Genomic DNA, 16,141 nt, shown 5'->3' with positions numbered 1-16,141 from the left:
ATTGGGCGGCGCCCTTTCGAACCGCACTGCTCGAACCTTGATTGTCAGGCGGGGCGGATGTATCTGACAGGCATGACCTTCGTATTGGCCCAAAAAATCGAACTGCAAGACCGCGCACGCCTGCGCGAACGGTTCTATGGCGCCGCCCGCACGGTCCTGGCGCGCCTATAAGGCTGCAGCCCAGCCCAAAGCCAGCTATTCCAATACAGAACGGGAGAGGACCCATGTCCCCCAAAACACTCTATGACAAAATCTGGGATGCGCATCTTGCGCATGAAGCAGAGGACGGCACCTGCCTGCTTTATATCGACCGCCACCTGGTTCACGAAGTAACCAGCCCGCAGGCCTTTGAGGGGCTGCGCATGGCGGGCCGCACCGTGCATTCCCCGGAAAAAACCATCGCCGTGCCGGATCACAACGTGCCCACCACGATGGGCCGCGAAGACCCGGCGCAGATGACCGAGGAAAGCCGCATCCAGGTCGCGGCGCTCGACAAGAACGCCAAGGAATTTGGCGTGCACTATTACCCGGTCAGCGACATCCGCCAGGGCATCGTGCACATCGTCGGCCCCGAGCAAGGCTGGACCCTGCCCGGCATGACCGTGGTCTGTGGTGACAGCCACACGGCGACCCACGGCGCATTCGGCGCGCTGGCGCATGGTATCGGCACCTCCGAGGTCGAACACGTTCTGGCCACCCAGACGCTGATCCAGAAGAAATCCAAGAACATGAAGGTGGAGATCACCGGCAAGCTGAAACCGGGCGTCACCGCCAAGGACATCACCCTTGCGGTGATCGGCGAGACCGGCACCGCCGGCGGCACCGGTTATGTCATCGAATATTGCGGCGAAGCGATCCGCGATCTGTCGATGGAAGGTCGCATGACCGTCTGCAACATGGCCATCGAAGGCGGCGCCCGCGCTGGCCTGATCGCGCCGGATGAAACCACCTTTGAATACGTCAAAGGCCGCCCGCACGCCCCGAAAGGCGCCCAGTGGGAAGCCGCGATGGACTGGTGGAAGACGCTCTACACCGACGAAGGCGCGCATTTCGACAAGGTCGTGACGCTCAAAGGGGAAGACATCCATCCCGTCGTGACCTGGGGCACCTCGCCCGAGGACGTGCTGCCGATCACCGGCGTCGTGCCCGCCCCCGAAGAGTTCGAAGGCGGCAAGATCGAAGCGGCCCGCCGCTCGATCGAGTACATGGGCCTCACCCCCGGTCAGAAACTGACCGACATCGAGATCGACACCGTCTTCATCGGCTCCTGCACCAATGGCCGGATCGAGGATCTGCGGGCCGTGGCCGAAGTGGTCAAAGGCAAGAAGATCAAGGACGGCATGCGCGCCATGATCGTGCCCGGCTCGGGTCTGGTCCGCGCTCAGGCCGAAGAAGAAGGCCTGGCAGACATCTTCAAGGAGGCCGGTTTCGAGTGGCGCCTTGCGGGCTGCTCGATGTGCCTGGCGATGAACCCCGACCAGCTGTCCGAGGGCGAGCGCTGCGCCGCCACCTCGAACCGCAACTTCGAGGGGCGTCAGGGCTACAAGGGCCGCACCCATCTGGTCAGCCCAGCCATGGCCGCCGCCGCTGCCATCACCGGTCATCTGACCGATGTCCGTGATTTGATGTAAGGAGCCAGCACGATGGAAAAGTTTGAAAAGCTCACCGGTATCGCCGCGCCCATGCCGCTGGTCAACATCGACACCGACATGATCATCCCCAAGGTGTTCCTGAAATCGATCCAGCGGACCGGGTTCGGCAAGAACCTGTTCGACGAGATGCGCTATAACCGCGACGGCAGCGAAATCCCCGATTTCGTGCTGAACAAGCCGCAATACCGCAACGCCGAGATCCTGGTTGCGGGCGATAACTTCGGCTGCGGCTCCTCCCGCGAACACGCGCCCTGGGCGATTGCGGATTTCGGCATCAAATGTGTGATCTCCACCTCCTTTGCCGACATCTTCTTCAACAACTGCTTCAAGAACGGCATCCTGCCGATCGTGCTGCCGCAGGAACAGGTCGATATCCTGATGAAGGACGCGGAAAAGGGCGCCAATGCCCGCATGACCGTGGATCTGGAAGCTCAGGAAATCACCACTTCGGACGGCGAAGTGATCAAGTTCGACGTCGATGCCTTCAAGAAGCACTGCCTTCTGAACGGTCTCGACGATATCGGGCTGACCATGGAGAAAGCCGGAGCGATCGAGGCCTTCGAAAACAAGATGGCCCAGGAACGCCCCTGGGTCTGATCCCTTCCGGCATTGCCATTCTGACACATTTGAAAGCCGCCCGTTCCGGGCGGCTTTCTTTGTTCCAACACAGCCCCATTTGCGGCACCGCGCCACAATTAAGACATATTCCCTAAGATTCTCGCGGCCCGCGCAATCGCAGGCTGACCCGTCATGACGGCTTGCGGTTGCCCCAACCGCTTCCCCTAAATCTGGTATATCGGCCTACAAGGTGCTGAAACAGAAGGCATCTATTGATGTATTCCGGCACCAGTTCCGGCCCGAACACCCGCCCGGGTGGTGGATTCTCTTTCAGAACCCTTGAGTGGTTTCCTGCCAGCGTGCAGAAATAGGGCAGAATTGAGGCAGACTCCCGGACGCAGATCCGGGGCACAAGTTGGAACAAAGGCACGGCAAAGCACCGGCCAGTCCAGGTTGAAGGGAACAGATCGTAGTGTTTGCACGCATCATAGGCGCGGCAACCCGCGGCGTATTGGTGGCATTGCTGATCGCGATGCCGTCCTTGCTGCTGCCGGTATCGGCCACCGAATCCCCCGAGATTATCGTCTTCATGGCGCTTCTGGGTGGCACCCTTACCTTTGCCGAGTATTTCTCCAGCTTTCCCAGCTTTGTCGAATTCCGTCAGGCACCGCCGCTGAACCGGATGCGGTTCCTGTCTCTTTTTGCCATGGTCGGGCTGCTCAGCCTGCTCGCCCGCCATCCGCTGGACCCGACCGGTCTGACCGCTTTGGTGCATGAAGTGGCCGCGCGGCTGGGCGCCGGGATGGATTTTGCCTACTCCCCGGTGCAGTTGACCACCCTGATGATGCCCGCCGATGTGCCCGACGCAACGGTTCTGGCGGTTCGCTCGGCAGCCGGGATCAGCTATCTGGTGGCGGCGCTCAGCATCGTAACCTTTGCACTGGCGGTCCGCATCGGGAACTGGCCGCTGGGCAACGGCGCCTTCAACGTCTGGGTTAACCTACCACTGTTCGATCCCACCACGGGCGGCGATGTGGTGATCCGTCTGCAACGGGACGGACGCGTCAACATGGTGATCGGCGCGCTGCTGCCCTTTGCCATTCCGGCGGCCATCAAACTGGCCTCGGGAATCATCGACCCCGCAGTGTTTGCCGCACCGCAGACTCTGGTCTGGACGGTCAGCGCCTGGGCCTTTGTCCCAGCCTCGATGATCATGCGCGGGCTGGCGCTGATGCGGGTGGCCGAGTTGATCGCCCAGCGCCGCCGCGCCGCCTATGCCGATCCCGAGACTCTGCAAACCGCATGAGACACCGCGCCGGTCTTGTTCTGTCCGGTGCCTTCCTTTTGCTGTCTCTGTTCCTGCCCGCACAGGCTGATACGGTGCGGATCGCGACCTTCAATACCGAACTGTTCCGCAAGGGTCCCGGCCTGCTGCTACGCGATATCGAGCGCCGAGAGGACCCGCAGATCGCCGCCGTGATCGACGTCATCCTGGCGGCAAAGCCTGATGTTCTGACCTTGCAGGGTATTGACTGGGATTATTCCAACCGGACCCTTCGGGCGCTCGAGCGCCATCTGGCTCTCGCCGGGCATCCTTTCCCCTATCTGTTTGCCGCCGCGCCGAATGCTGGCCTTCCCACGGGGCTGGATCTGGATGGTGATGGACGTCTGGGTGGCCCGGGGGATTCCCAGGGCTATGGCGATTTCACCGGCCGCGGCGGAATCGCCGTCCTGTCCCGTATCCCCATCGACACGGCTGAGGTTCTCGACCTTTCGCCGATGCTGTGGCGCGACCTGCCCGGTGCGTTGCTGCCACAAAACGCGGACGGCAGCCCCTTCCCGTCGGCCACGGCACAGGCGGTGCAGCGGCTATCCTCCACCGCCCATTGGGTGGTTCCACTACGCCTGCCCGGTGGAGCGCGGCTGGATTTGCTGACTTTTCAGGCGGGACCACCGGTGTTTGATGGACCGGAAGACCGCAATGGCCGCCGCAACCATGACGAAATCCGCCTGTGGCAACTGTTGCTGGATGGCCGCCTGCCCGAACCGTTCCACCCTGCTGATCTGCGCCAGTTCGTGATCGCTGGCGGCGCCAATCTGGACCCCGGCAAAGGCGCGGGCATCAAAGCCGCAATCCGCCAGCTATTGGACGATCCCAGACTTCAGGACCCCCGCCCCACCAGTGCCGAGGCGGGCCGCAACACGGTGGAGTGGGACAACGCCGGGCAGATGCGGGTCGACTATATCCTCCCCTCGGTCAATCTGCCGGTGGCAGATGCAGGGGTGCTCTGGTCCCTCCCGGGCACGGACAGCGCCTCCCGCGCCAGCCGTCACCGGCTGGTCTGGGTTGATATTGAACTGCCAAGACCGGATCCTTCAGGCTCCGACTAAGCGGCGGGAACGAAGATCCTGATCAAGCCTCTTTTTCACATAGGCGGCAGGCAGCGCTCGCGATATCGCCTCGGCCAGTGGCGTTTCCTGAAAATCTGGGAGGAGGTTCCGCAACACGCTGCCGTCCAGCCGGTGCGCCGTATTCCAGAGGTAGCGCATCTCCAGCAGGCAGCGCCCCAACGGCCAGACCGGGGCCGCCAGCCTTAATGGCCACCACGACATGCCTTTCAGCGCGACCGGTTTGTTCAGGCTCTCATTCACTGCCGCAAACAACTCTCGCCCCGTGAGGGTGTAGCCCGGAAACGGCACATCCAGATAGACCGGCAATTCATCCCCGCGCGCAGCCAGTGCAACGGCAGCCCGCGCCAGATCCGGCAGAAAGGCCCAGGCATGCTGCAGATCCGGGTTACCAGGATAGACGAACCGGCCCTTTGCGAGTTTCGCCGTCATCACCGCGTCAAACCAATTGCCCGACTGTTCGGTATCCAGAAAATCACCTGCTCTCAGAACGATGGTCCGCACGCCGGAAGTCCGGTAGGCATTCTCCATCGCGATGCGGATGCGGCCCAAGGGATTTTCGGCCCGATGGGGCGAGCGTTCGGACCAGGGCGACGGTGTGCTGGCACCAAAGACATAGACATTGCCCGGCACAATCACCGTGGCGCCGCTGGCCTTGGCCGCCGCGATGATCTTTGCGTGCAGATCCGGCACCTGCGCCGCCCAGTCGGGATAGGCCGGGTTCCAGGCCGCAACGATCACATCCTTGCCCTGCGCCGACTGCATCAGATTGTCCCGTTTGCGGTCAAAGCGGGTGACCTCGGCCCCCGCCTGTTCAAAGGCATGGGCGCAAGCACGGCCGAACCGGCCAGAGGCGCCGAGAATGAGAACCTTCCGTGTCATGATCTGTTCCTTCCATCGTGGACAGGCTCAATGTATCCATTCACCAAAATATACCAATTGCATAAATTTTCAGATCTGCCATTCAGTATTGAATGGACAAAACGACACTCAGCGACTGGTCCCTGATCCAGAGCTTCCTTGCCGTGGCCGAAACCGGCTCGCTCTCGGCGGCGGCCGCGCAGCTGGGGCGCAGCCAGCCCACCATGGGCCGCCATATTCAGACCCTCGAAGAGCAGCTTGGGCAGCGGCTGTTCAACCGCCATCCGCGCGGCCTACACCTAAGCCCGGAAGGCGAAGCATTGCTGCCAATGGCGCAGGACATTCACGCCCGCATGCACGCGATTGGCCTGACTGCGGCGGGCCAATCGCAGGATCTGAAGGGCACCGTGCGCATCACCGCCAGCATCTTTGCCTCACATTACATCTTGCCGCAGATCCTTGCCGATATCCGCGCTGCGCTGCCGCAGATCGAACTGGAACTGGTGCCCAGCGATGCCTCGGAAAACCTGGTGTTCCGCGCTGCCGATATCGCCGTGCGGATGTACCGCCCGACCCAGCTTGATATTGTGACCCGCCACATCACGGACCTGCCGCTCGGGGCCTTTGCCGCCAAACGGTATCTGGACCGCCGCGGACGGCCAACAGATCTGGAAAGCCTCTGGGCCCATGATCTGATCGGCTATGACGATGACGATCTGATCCTGCGCACCATGCGGGCAATGGGCATCCACGCGGACAGGCATCACTTTGCTGTCCGCTGTGACAACCAATCCGCCTACTGGCAGCTCTTACGGGCGGGCTGCGGGATCGGGTTTTCGCAATGCGGTGTCGCCCATCTGGACCCCGAGGTAGAAGAGCTGGATCTGGACATTCACATACCTCCCCTGCCGGTCTGGCTGGCGGCCCATGCCAGCATGCGGCAGACCCCACGGATCAGGCGGGTCTGGGATATGCTGGCCACCGGGCTGGAAAAGGCTGCAAAGCGGCCTCCAGCCCCTTAAATTCAAGGCCGCGTTATTGACCCTGCCCGCGGTGCAGAGTACCCCAATTCCAGCTATTTCAAGGAGGAAGCGCATGTCCAACCCATCGATTCTGATTCTGCCCGGAGACGGCATCGGCCCCGAGGTCATGGGCGAGGTACGCAAGGTCATCGGCTGGTACGGTGACAAGCGCGACATTCAGTTCGATGTGAGCGAGGATTTGGTCGGCGGTGCCGCCTATGACAAGCACGGCACCCCGCTGCACGACGACACCATGGCCAAGGCACAGGAAGTCGACGCCGTCCTCTTGGGCGCCGTGGGTGGCCCGAAATACGACGTTCTGGACTTCTCGGTGAAACCGGAACGCGGCCTGTTGCGCCTGCGCAAGGAGATGGACCTTTACGCCAACCTGCGCCCTGCGCAGTGCTTTGACGCGCTGGCGGATTTCTCGTCCCTGAAAAAGGACGTCGTCGCGGGTCTCGACATCATGATCGTGCGCGAACTGACTTCCGGCATCTACTTTGGTGAGCCCCGCGGCATCATCGAGGAAGGCAACGAGCGCGTCGGCATCAACACCCAGCGTTACACCGAGAGCGAGATCGACCGCGTTGCACGCTCCGCCTTCGAACTGGCGATGAAGCGCGACAAGAAGCTCTGCTCGATGGAAAAGGCCAACGTCATGGAATCCGGCATTCTGTGGCGCGAAGTGGTGACCGAGGTCGGCAAGGAATACCCCGAGGTCGAGCTCAGCCACATGTACGCCGACGCCGGCGCCATGCAGCTGTGCCGCTGGCCCAAGCAGTTCGACGTGATCGTTACCGACAACCTGTTTGGCGACCTGCTGTCCGACGCCGCGGCGATGCTGACCGGCTCTTTGGGCATGCTGCCATCGGCCAGTCTTGGCAAACCGATGGCCAACGGTCGCCCCAAGGCGCTCTATGAGCCGGTGCACGGCTCTGCCCCCGACATCGCCGGTCAGGGCAAGGCGAACCCGATCGCCTGTATCCTCAGCTTTGCCATGGCGCTGCGCTATTCTTTCGACATGGGCGAAGAGGCTGACCGGCTCGAAGCCGCTGTCGAAAAGGTTCTGGCCGATGGCGTGCGCACCGCAGACCTTCTGGGCGAAGAAGGCGTCACGCCGGTCTCGACCAGCGAAATGGGCGACGCCATCGTCGCAGCGCTCGACGCCAGCCTCTAAGGCGCGTCGCTGTTTTCGGCTGCGGCGGGATCTTTCGCCGCAGCCAGCGCCCCGCGCGCAACCCCGCCATAATACGCGATCCGTTCGGCATGATGCAGGCAGCGCTGCATCCAGCGCATCGCATCGGTATGGGAAAACACATCCGACAGACTGTAGATACCAGCGTGTTCTCCCAGCAGCAGCGCGCGCCGGTGGCGTTTGGTGCGCAGCTCGATCAGGTCATACAGCCGCCCCAGGCGGGCCACCGTCTTCTCCTCCTCTGCGCGCCCTTCAGCAAGCTGCGCCAAGGCAAGCCCCATGGCCTGCGCCGGACGTCGCAGCATCGGATCCTCTGACAGGGTCGCTGCCCGCCCTTTCTGCCCGCTCCGCGCCATAAGGCGCATCAGGTGGTCGGTCTGATGCAGCAGAGCCGCATAGGCACGCTCCTGATCTTCGCGCCCTTCGGACAGACGGATATCCGCCAGAAATTCCGACAATTCCTGCAAAGCCTCCTGCGCGGATTGCAGCGCCGACAGGGGCCGGTAATCCGGCGGATCGCGCAGCGCTGCGGCCAGGGCAACATTCAGACGCTGGGATATGGTGGCCGTGGCGGCCTCCCCTGCGACGAGGGAAAGCCCTGGATCCTGCAAAAGGGGCCGGTCCAGATCGATCAGCGGCGCAGCGGGATGGTCCGGCACCAGCCGCGCGACCATGGCGGCAAATTGCTGAGTTATCGGCAGGAACATCGCGGTCCCGACGATGTTGAAGCCCATGTGAAAGATCAGGACTGTCGTCACCGCCCCGGTTGCCTGTTCCAGCACCGGCAGCCACGCTGCGCCGGACAGAAGCGCGGCAAAGGCCACGACCGAGGTCGCCACGTTGAAGAACAGATTGGCCAGCGCCGTCTGCCGCATCGGGCGCGAACCGCCGACCGAGGCGAGAATTGCGGTGAACGTGGTGCCGACATTCATCCCGATCACGATGGCCAGCGCCTGCTCCAGCGGCAGGGCACCGCCCTGAACCATCACCAGTGCCAGCGCCATTGCCGCCGAGGATGACTGCATCACGATGGTCAACCCGGCGCCCAGCCCCACCAGCAATACCAGCCCCAAGAACGTATTCCCCGGCAGCATCTGCGGCGTCACCAGCTCAGATGCACCGGCCATGCCCACCTGCATCAGATCAAGCCCGATCAACAGCAGGCACAGGCCCGACACCATCCGCCCGGCCCGCGCCACCGCGCCGCGCCCCAGCAAATCCGCCAGACCTGCAAACAGAAGACCGGCCATCGCCACGCTGCCCAGCTTCAGCTTGAACCCCAGCAGGGAGACCAGCCAGCCGGTGGCCGTGGTGCCGATATTGGCGCCATAGATCACCCCCAGCGCCTGCGGCATGGTCAACAACCCCGCCCCGACAAACCCAACCGTCATGACAGTGGTCGCGCTGGAGGATTGAATCACCGCTGTCGACAGCGTCCCGGTCATGACCCCGCGCAGCGGCGTTGTGGTGAACCGGGTCAGGATGTCCCGCAAATTTGAACCGGCCGCGTCCCGCAGCGCCGCCGTCATGATCTTCATTCCCACAAGGAACATACCGATGCCGCCAAGCACCGTGAGATAGTCTGCTGACATGTCAGCCTCGTTTTTCCCAAGGATGGCGCCCTGCCGCGCGGGACGCAAGTTTTCACAATCCGCGTTCATTGCAAAAAAGCATGACAAATCGGCTTGCAAAACCCGCGCGCCGGGTATAATCCCGCGCCACGGTCGGAGTGTAGCTCAGCCTGGTAGAGCACTGTCTTCGGGAGGCAGGGGCCGGAGGTTCGAATCCTCTCACTCCGACCAATAAAGCAAGGCGCCCCATGGGCGCCTTTGTTGTTTCTCGTCATATGTGCTTGGGTCAGCCAAGCATCAGAGATGGCAGCCAGAGCGTGATCTCCGGAAAGCACAGCAGTACCACCAGCACCACGAGTTCCATCAGAAGGAACGGCACGATGCCCCGGAAAATAGTGCCCAGCGCAACCCCAGTTTGGGCCGAGGCAACATAGGCGTTCAGGCCAAGCGGTGGCGTCAGTAGCCCGATCTCGACCGTCTTTGTCACCACGATCCCGAACCAGACGGGATCATAGCCCAGCGCCATCGCGGTCGGAAACGCCAGTGGCATTGCAAGGGACAGGATCGCCAGCTGGTCCATAAACATGCCCATAACCAGCAGAATCAGTACCATGAAGGCCAGAATCGCTGCACGCGGCAGATCCGTGGTCGATGCGAATTCCAAAAGCGCATGGGTGATCCGCGTGAAGGCCAGATAGTTCGCGAAGATCGCCGAACAGGTGACGATGGCAACGATCATGACGGTCGCCCGGATGGCCGCGGACACAGATGTGCTCAGGCCGACAAAGGTTATGCTGCGCTGCACAAGAACAATGATGAGCGATCCCATCACGCCAAGCGCCGCAGCCTCGGACGGAGAGGCGACACCGCCGTAAATGGCACCGATGACCCCCACCATGAGCAACCCCATTGGGATCACGTGACGGCTGGCCTTGACCGCCTTGCCCAGCTGGAACGGATCCCCTTTGGGCGCCTGATCCGTACGTGTCGCGATGATCTTGATCACCAGGGCCAGACCCGATGCCGTCAGCAATCCCGGCACGATGCCGGCAATGAACAGCTGCCCGATCGAGGTTTCCGTGAGGACGCCATAGACAACCAGCACGATGGACGGCGGCACCACCACGGCAAGCGTGCCCCCCACACTGACCACGGCCGCCGCCAGACGGTCGGCGTAGTTATGGTTACGCATCTCTGGAAAGGCCGATGCGGCCATTGCCGCAGTTGATGCGGTCGAACTGCCCACCAACGCCGCCAGCAGGACGGAGGAGGCCACGGTTGCCATCGCAAGGCCGCCTTTGACATGGCCGATCCAGCACTGGCAGGCATGGATCGCGCGGCGCGTCACATCGCCCGAGGTCAAAAGCTCTGCCATGAGGATGAACAGCGGGATCGCCACCAGAATGAACGAGGACGAACTGTCAAAGAAGATGCGTTCCAGCACAGCGAATGCAGGGCGCCATCCCAATTGCAAGGCAAGTCCGATGAAGCCAACCAACCCCATGGCGAATGCGATCGGCATCCGGAACACCATGAATAGGGCCAGCAGGCAAAGAAGGGCGAGGAAAGTGATCATGTTCGCGGCTCTGTCTTCAGGATCCGGGCAGCCAGATGGGCGCCCGGATCGTTTCAGTCTTTGTCGGGCTTACTTCGAAGTCAGGGCACGATAGTTTTCGAGAACCGCCTCTGCGCCATCCGCATTGATACGCTCCAGCCAGTCCTGGCCAACAAGTTTCATGCTGTCGGTGAGGCTTGCCAGTTCCGCGTCAGAGAAGGTGTAGGTGTCGATTCCTTCGTCCTTCCACTGAGTGACAAGACCTTCGACCGAGTCATCCTGCGCCTTTGCCACATGCATGGCCGTCTCTGCGCCCAGCTCCAGCATCTTGGCCTGCACGTCCTCGGGAAGGTCTTTGAACAGGTCACTGCGTACGACCATTACAAAGCTATAGCCGCCGAAGGATCCGTTGGTGGAAATATGACTCACCACTTCGTTGAGCTTGTAGCCCGGCACCGATGCCAGCGGGAACAGAACCGCATCAAGCCGTCCGCGTTCTACCGCCGTGTAGACCTCTGGCCCCGGGATCGAGATACCCACTGCACCCATGGAGCGGGCCGTCATCGCCTGTGTCGAGCCAGACGTCCGGATATCCAGCGCCTTCCAGTCTTCCGCCAGACCAAGCCGTTTCTTGGCAAGCACCTGATAGGGGGGCAGCACGAAACCGAAGATCGGCGTGACACCTGCCGCCAGCAGTTCCTCGCGCAGCGGTCCCTCCTTCAGCATCGCCTGAAGCGCCTTGGTACCCTGCTGGGCCGAGCTGTAGAACCCCGGCAAGCCGACCACCGAATTCAGCAGCAGGGATTCCGCGTGATAAAGCGTGCCCAGAAGCGCCGCGTCGAGAATGCCATTGTTCACGGCATCCAGCTGTGCCTTGGATTTTGCCGCCTGCTGCGACGGGAAATGCTGGAACGAGACCGCACCTCCGGTGGCCTCTTCCACCGCTGCCATCCAGCGCGTGGTGCCCTCGATCGACACGATATGGCTGGTCGACTGGAAATCCCCAAGGCGCAGCGTCTCGGCGATACCGGCTGTTGCGGTCATGCCCAGAGCGATGATCGCGGAAACCGCAGTGATCTTCTTCAAGGTCTTCATTTCGTTTCCTCCCATTGTTGGTTTATCGGGTGAGATCTGGCTCCGCAGGACGGAACACATCATGGATCAGCCGCAGGACCAGCACACTGCACCCAAGAGGTGCGACGGCATAGGCCCACCCGAGCGGCCAGTCGATCACGCCATACTCGACCTCGTGATGCGCAAAGGCACCCCAGGCAAATTTCGCAGACATGAAGGTGATCGCGGCAAAGAAGGCGGCAGGCAGAAGCAAACGCGCCTTTGCCAGCAGCGTTCCCCAAAGACCGGGGAGGGTCTCTGGGCCAAAATCCAGGGCGAGATGACCACCGTCCCGGAACACCCGCGACAGCGACAGCGTCGCCAAGGCAGGCATCAGGTAGAGCTCGGTCAGTTCGAACTGGATCTGGACCGGGCGGTTCGCGATCATGCGCAGCAGGATATCTGCGTTGATCAGGACCGCCACGGCAACCAGGGCGAGGCACCCGGCAAGATGCAGGGTGTCCTCGATTTTTCTCAGCGTGCGTTCGATCATGGTCAAACCAGCCTCCCTTCTGGTTGACGCGAGAGCCCAGGCTTAACGCTTGGGCAGCTCGACGATTGCAGAGCCCATGGCGGACATTTCGCCATCCTGCTGTTCTGCACGTTGCTGGATTTCAAGCAGATAGCGACCATCTTCCTCATACTTGCGAATGACGGTGCCGTGGATCAGGATGATGTCGCCTTCGGGGTTGTGCCGACGCACCTGGCATTTCGCCTGCCGCAGGAACCCATCATCGCCCATCCAGTTGGTGATCTGATGTGTCAGCCAGGACGTCCGCTCGGGACCATAGTCATAGGCGCCGGGCGCACCAACTTCGAGCGCGAATTCCTCTTCCCAGTGAACCCGTTCGGGGCAATCGGGAATGCCGTAGCGGTTCTTCGGACCAGCGCTTGGGTGTTTCTGCTGCAGCTGCCAGGCCAGCTTGTTGGCCCGGATGTAAAGACCGCCCCAACCCTGCGCATAGGCGATGAAGCCAGTGGCCGTCATCGGCCCCTTGACCATGGTCGGCAGCTCGGTGCCTTCGGCAACGTCATCCCAATAACGGGTCTCGGCGCCGCGGATTTCTTCCTGCTCGTAATACTTGTAGTATTCTTGCAGTTCGGCCTCGGTCCAGACACGGCGGCCCTTCTCCTTGGCTTCCGTATACTTGGTGCCATTCTCGCGCGCCTGATCACGGTCGGTGCGGAAGCACCAGCTGTCAGCATCCGCCACAAGATCGCCCGTCGCAGTGTCATAGAAATCGACGTGATAGATCTGCTGGACGGCTTTCCCTGCGAAACGGGTGTCGTGTTCGACCAGATCCTTGAGGTAGGCCTCGGTGCGGAATTCCATGTTGCGAGTGATGGTCTTGTGCCAGTTCCAGTTGGCCCCCGACCACATCGCGTGCACGCCCGGCAGCCCACCCACATAGCCCGAGATGATCCGGTTCGTCGCGAACAGGAACGAAGGCAGCGCGATCACATCGCCATACTTGGTGGTCTTGGCATAGTCCGGATCACACCACAGCGGGTTGTCGTCACCAATGCCATGGGCGTAGTGGCGAATGTTGTCTCGGGTCGCTTCATAGCACCAGGGCTCGACCGTTTTTTCGATCTTTACGCCAACGCGTTCGCGCAGATCGTCAAGGCCTTCCTCGGTGATCTTCGGAAATTTCCGGGTCATTTCATTCATTCGTTTTCCTCCTAGAATTACGTCTGGTGCGCGCGGATCAGCCCGCGGTTTCCAGTTGTCTGGCTTGTTGATCTCTCAGGATTTTTCGGTTCACCTTGCCTGCCGGGGTTTTTGGCAGTTCGGTGACAAATTCGATCTGGCGGGGGTATTCGTGCCGCGCGAGCTTGGAGCGGACATGCTCCTGTATGTCTTCCTTGAGCCCGGCAGTCTCCGCTGTTTTCAGGATAATGTAGGCCTTGACGACCTGACCGCGCAGTTCATCCGGGGCGCCGATCACACCACATTCGGCAACGGCGGGATGGCTCAGCAACGCGTCCTCGACCTCAACCGCGCCGATGGTCCAGCCTGCGGAAATGATGACATCGTCCGCCCGGCCGCCGTGGTAGAAATAACCATCCTCATCGACCCGCCCCAGATCCTTGGTCGGGAACCATGTGCCTGCCTTTTTGACCATGAGCTCACCGGTCTCGCCGGGGTCACATGGCGAACCATCGTCGCGCTGGACCTGCACCTCGACGCCGGGAACGGCCTTGCCCATGGCACCGTCCCGCACCTCCAGATCATTCGCACCCGGATAATTGGCAATGATGACACCGATCTCGGTGGTGCCATACATCGAGCGGACCTTGGTGCCGAAGACACGTTCCACATAGGCGGCGGTTTCGCTGTCGATCGGCTCACCCGTGAAGGAGAGCTTGTCGAAATGATAGGTGAAATCCTCTGCCCGGCCGGAGTTGCGCATCATCCGGTAATGGGTCGCCGCAGCCGTAAGGTTGCTGATCTCGAAATCGTGCAGGGCCTGCAACAGGCGTACCGCGTCAAACTTGCCCGAGAACGTGCCGGTCGACACGCCAAGGGCCAGCGGTGCCAGCGTACCGTGCCAAAACCCGTGCCCCCAGGCTGGTGAGGACGGACAGAAGAACCGATCGCCCGGGCGGATGCCCGTTGCATAAAGCGCCGCAACCATCAGCGTCACGATGGAACGGTGGTTGTGCTTCACCGCCGCAGGCAGCAGGCGGGTGGTCCCGGATGTGTATTGCAGGACGGCAAGGTCGTTACCCGCGGTCGAGCAGTCGAATTCGCCGGGAAATCCATCCAATCCATCAAGGAACTCTGCATCTGCGACAACAACCCGTTCGGCGCCACCTTCGACGGCTTCCGGCCCCTTCTCTGCGTTGGTGAACAGGATCTTCGGCGCGCAATCCTCGACCCGCAGGCGGATCCCGTCAGGCCCAAAAAGGGTGAACATCGGAACCGCCACGGCACCTGCCTTCATCGCGCCGAACATGACGCAGTAGAAGGGCAGCGACGGCTCGATCATGACCGCGATACGGTCACCTTTCTGGACGCCCTGCGACACCAGATAATGCGCAACCTGGGAGGACCGGCTGGCCAGTTCCGCAAAGGAAATGATCTCATCCTGTCCCGAGGCATGCGCAATTCGCAGCGCCGTGCGATCCCCCGCTGCGTGGCGGTCCACGCATTCATGCGCAATGTTGAAGTTGTCGCGATCCCCGTCGAAGAGCGCCCAGAGCGCATCCTTCGAATAGTGCGTCAGCGCGTCAGCGTAGGATGTGAAATCCGTCAGGCGTTGCATCGCCAATCCTCTCCCTTTCGTCGTCCGGCAAGCACGTCATCGCGGCCTGCCCGTGTTCGTTGACAACGGTAGGGATCAGGATATGTTATTGTCAATACGCTATAATTATTGTATATACGCAATGAAATCAAGCGTTACAGAGGTATAAAATGGCCGCAAAATCAGCAGAGACCACGACCAAGAGACAGGTGCCCGCCGTCACGCGAGCCATTGCTATTCTTAGGTTTTTGGCGCGTTCGGACGAACCGGTGGGCGTCAATCCGATCGCCCGCGAGCTCGAACTTGTGCCCAGCACCTGCCTGCACATTCTGCGGGTGCTTCAGGATGAGGGACTCGTCGATTTTGATTCGAACACCAAACGCTACTCGATCGGAATCGGCATCCTTCCCCTGGCCCGTTCAGCCCTTCAGAAGAACACCTTCTCGGTCCTGGTGCAGCCGCTGCTTTCTGGCCTATCCGAGAAATTCGGGGTGACCTCCATCGCGACACAGGTGGCCGAACCGTCCCAGATGGTGGTCATCGCACTGTCGCAATCGACCCTGCCCTTCCGACTTCAGGTCGACCTTGGCAGCCGCTTCCCCATCCTGATCAGCGCCACCGGCCGCCTGTTTGCCGCATTCAACGTCACCGACCCCGAAGAGCTGCGCAGCGGTTTTGACAAACTGGTCTGGGATCACCCGCCCAGCTTTGAAGACTGGCTAACCGAAGTCGAGGCGACCCGCGCGCGCGGTTATGCGGTGGACAGGGGAACCTACATCTCGGGCGTGACGGTTGTCGCGGCGCCGGTGTTCAACGCCGCCGGGCAGATGATCCGCTCGCTTGTCGCCATCGGTATTTCAGAGCGGATGGATGACAAACAAGTCGCTTCGCTGGCGAAATCCCTGCTGAAGCTGCGCGACAAAATCGAAGCCATGCAAATCGAAACGAGGAGCTAGA

General features: G+C 61.5%; 15 protein-coding genes and 1 tRNA gene. 9 read left to right on the top strand and 7 right to left on the bottom strand.

Annotated elements, in window-relative coordinates; genetic code table 11:
- Positions 1-57 precede the first annotated feature (57 nt).
- From C6W91_RS09085 to C6W91_RS09065, 5 genes are all read left to right on the top strand, one after another.
- Positions 58-171: an isopropylmalate isomerase gene (locus C6W91_RS09085; protein ID WP_065271695.1), complete on the top strand. Its 114-nt coding sequence runs from the start codon at positions 58-60 to the stop codon at positions 169-171.
- 53 nt (positions 172-224) lie between these two features.
- Positions 225-1,631: a 3-isopropylmalate dehydratase large subunit gene (gene leuC, locus C6W91_RS09080; RefSeq protein ID WP_274840016.1), complete on the top strand. Its 1,407-nt coding sequence runs from the start codon at positions 225-227 to the stop codon at positions 1,629-1,631.
- A 12-nt stretch (positions 1,632-1,643) separates the two neighbouring features.
- Positions 1,644-2,249 carry a 3-isopropylmalate dehydratase small subunit gene (gene leuD / locus C6W91_RS09075; RefSeq protein WP_065271697.1) on the top strand — a complete coding sequence of 202 codons (606 nt, stop codon included), beginning with the start codon at positions 1,644-1,646 and terminating at the stop codon, positions 2,247-2,249.
- Positions 2,250-2,682: 433 nt separating this feature from the next.
- Positions 2,683-3,516 (top strand): hypothetical protein, encoded by an 834-nt coding sequence (locus C6W91_RS09070; protein WP_274840017.1) that lies wholly within the window; start codon positions 2,683-2,685, stop codon positions 3,514-3,516.
- Positions 3,513-4,601 carry an endonuclease/exonuclease/phosphatase family protein gene (locus tag C6W91_RS09065; protein ID WP_370570770.1) on the top strand — a complete coding sequence of 363 codons (1,089 nt, stop codon included), beginning with the start codon at positions 3,513-3,515 and terminating at the stop codon, positions 4,599-4,601. The genes C6W91_RS09070 and C6W91_RS09065 overlap by 4 nt, the downstream gene beginning before the upstream one ends.
- Here the strand turns inward: C6W91_RS09065 and C6W91_RS09060 are convergent.
- Positions 4,587-5,501 (bottom strand): sugar nucleotide-binding protein, encoded by a 915-nt coding sequence (locus tag C6W91_RS09060; RefSeq protein WP_065271700.1) that lies wholly within the window; start codon positions 5,499-5,501, stop codon positions 4,587-4,589. The two genes, C6W91_RS09065 and C6W91_RS09060, sit on opposite strands and share 15 nt — an antisense overlap.
- A gap of 92 nt (positions 5,502-5,593) precedes the next feature.
- On the opposite strand from C6W91_RS09060, the gene C6W91_RS09055 reads away from it, so the two are divergent.
- Together C6W91_RS09055 and leuB are read left to right on the top strand one after the other, a co-directional pair.
- Positions 5,594-6,502 carry a LysR family transcriptional regulator gene (locus C6W91_RS09055; RefSeq protein ID WP_065271701.1) on the top strand — a complete coding sequence of 303 codons (909 nt, stop codon included), beginning with the start codon at positions 5,594-5,596 and terminating at the stop codon, positions 6,500-6,502.
- A 73-nt stretch (positions 6,503-6,575) separates the two neighbouring features.
- The gene (gene leuB / locus C6W91_RS09050; RefSeq protein WP_065271702.1) at positions 6,576-7,679 is read left to right on the top strand and encodes a 3-isopropylmalate dehydrogenase; all 1,104 of its coding nucleotides are present in this window, start codon (positions 6,576-6,578) and stop codon (positions 7,677-7,679) included.
- Here the strand turns inward: leuB and C6W91_RS09045 are convergent.
- Complete coding sequence (locus C6W91_RS09045) at positions 7,676-9,289, bottom strand: Na/Pi cotransporter family protein (protein WP_274840019.1); 1,614 nt, start codon at positions 9,287-9,289, stop codon at positions 7,676-7,678. The two genes, leuB and C6W91_RS09045, sit on opposite strands and share 4 nt — an antisense overlap.
- A 133-nt stretch (positions 9,290-9,422) precedes the next feature.
- On the opposite strand from C6W91_RS09045, the gene C6W91_RS09040 reads away from it, so the two are divergent.
- Positions 9,423-9,499 (top strand) — tRNA-Pro (locus tag C6W91_RS09040).
- A 55-nt stretch (positions 9,500-9,554) separates the two neighbouring features.
- Here C6W91_RS09040 and C6W91_RS09035 read toward each other — a convergent pair.
- From C6W91_RS09035 to C6W91_RS09015, 5 genes are all read right to left on the bottom strand, one after another.
- A complete protein-coding gene (locus C6W91_RS09035) occupies positions 9,555-10,844 on the bottom strand; it encodes a TRAP transporter large permease (RefSeq protein WP_065271704.1) in 1,290 nt (429 codons plus the stop codon).
- 69 nt (positions 10,845-10,913) lie between these two features.
- A complete protein-coding gene (dctP, locus tag C6W91_RS09030) occupies positions 10,914-11,918 on the bottom strand; it encodes a TRAP transporter substrate-binding protein DctP (protein WP_370570769.1) in 1,005 nt (334 codons plus the stop codon).
- Positions 11,919-11,940: 22 nt separating this feature from the next.
- A complete protein-coding gene (locus C6W91_RS09025; RefSeq protein WP_065271706.1) occupies positions 11,941-12,429 on the bottom strand; it encodes a TRAP transporter small permease in 489 nt (162 codons plus the stop codon).
- 42 nt (positions 12,430-12,471) lie between these two features.
- Positions 12,472-13,608 carry a MaoC family dehydratase N-terminal domain-containing protein gene (locus tag C6W91_RS09020; RefSeq protein WP_065271707.1) on the bottom strand — a complete coding sequence of 379 codons (1,137 nt, stop codon included), beginning with the start codon at positions 13,606-13,608 and terminating at the stop codon, positions 12,472-12,474.
- A 37-nt stretch (positions 13,609-13,645) separates the two neighbouring features.
- Complete coding sequence (locus tag C6W91_RS09015) at positions 13,646-15,205, bottom strand: acyl-CoA synthetase (protein ID WP_065271708.1); 1,560 nt, start codon at positions 15,203-15,205, stop codon at positions 13,646-13,648.
- 149 nt (positions 15,206-15,354) lie between these two features.
- Here C6W91_RS09015 and C6W91_RS09010 point away from each other — a divergent pair, with 149 nt between their 5' ends.
- A complete protein-coding gene (locus C6W91_RS09010; protein WP_065271709.1) occupies positions 15,355-16,140 on the top strand; it encodes an IclR family transcriptional regulator in 786 nt (261 codons plus the stop codon).
- Position 16,141 lies beyond the last annotated feature (1 nt).

This window comes from Phaeobacter sp. SYSU ZJ3003 (genome assembly GCF_041300735.1).
GTDB lineage: Bacteria > Pseudomonadota > Alphaproteobacteria > Rhodobacterales > Rhodobacteraceae > Phycobacter > Phycobacter gallaeciensis_A.
This window is presented reverse-complemented; position numbering and strand designations above follow the sequence as displayed.

Bases quoted from the DNA above. Each gene is read 5' to 3' on its own strand.
- C6W91_RS09085 (WP_065271695.1), top strand. From the start codon at position 58: ATGTATCTGACAGGCATGACCTTCGTATTGGCCCAAAAAATCGAACTG.
- leuC (WP_274840016.1), top strand. From the start codon at position 225: ATGTCCCCCAAAACACTCTATGACAAAATCTGGGATGCGCATCTTGCG.
- leuD (WP_065271697.1), top strand. From the start codon at position 1,644: ATGGAAAAGTTTGAAAAGCTCACCGGTATCGCCGCGCCCATGCCGCTG.
- C6W91_RS09065 (WP_370570770.1), top strand. From the start codon at position 3,513: ATGAGACACCGCGCCGGTCTTGTTCTGTCCGGTGCCTTCCTTTTGCTG.
- C6W91_RS09060 (WP_065271700.1), bottom strand. From the start codon at position 5,501: ATGACACGGAAGGTTCTCATTCTCGGCGCCTCTGGCCGGTTCGGCCGT.
- C6W91_RS09055 (WP_065271701.1), top strand. From the start codon at position 5,594: ATGGACAAAACGACACTCAGCGACTGGTCCCTGATCCAGAGCTTCCTT.
- leuB (WP_065271702.1), top strand. From the start codon at position 6,576: ATGTCCAACCCATCGATTCTGATTCTGCCCGGAGACGGCATCGGCCCC.
- C6W91_RS09045 (WP_274840019.1), bottom strand. From the start codon at position 9,289: ATGTCAGCAGACTATCTCACGGTGCTTGGCGGCATCGGTATGTTCCTT.
- C6W91_RS09035 (WP_065271704.1), bottom strand. From the start codon at position 10,844: ATGATCACTTTCCTCGCCCTTCTTTGCCTGCTGGCCCTATTCATGGTG.
- dctP (WP_370570769.1), bottom strand. From the start codon at position 11,918: ATGAAGACCTTGAAGAAGATCACTGCGGTTTCCGCGATCATCGCTCTG.
- C6W91_RS09025 (WP_065271706.1), bottom strand. From the start codon at position 12,429: ATGATCGAACGCACGCTGAGAAAAATCGAGGACACCCTGCATCTTGCC.
- C6W91_RS09020 (WP_065271707.1), bottom strand. From the start codon at position 13,608: ATGAATGAAATGACCCGGAAATTTCCGAAGATCACCGAGGAAGGCCTT.
- C6W91_RS09015 (WP_065271708.1), bottom strand. From the start codon at position 15,205: ATGCAACGCCTGACGGATTTCACATCCTACGCTGACGCGCTGACGCAC.
- C6W91_RS09010 (WP_065271709.1), top strand. From the start codon at position 15,355: ATGGCCGCAAAATCAGCAGAGACCACGACCAAGAGACAGGTGCCCGCC.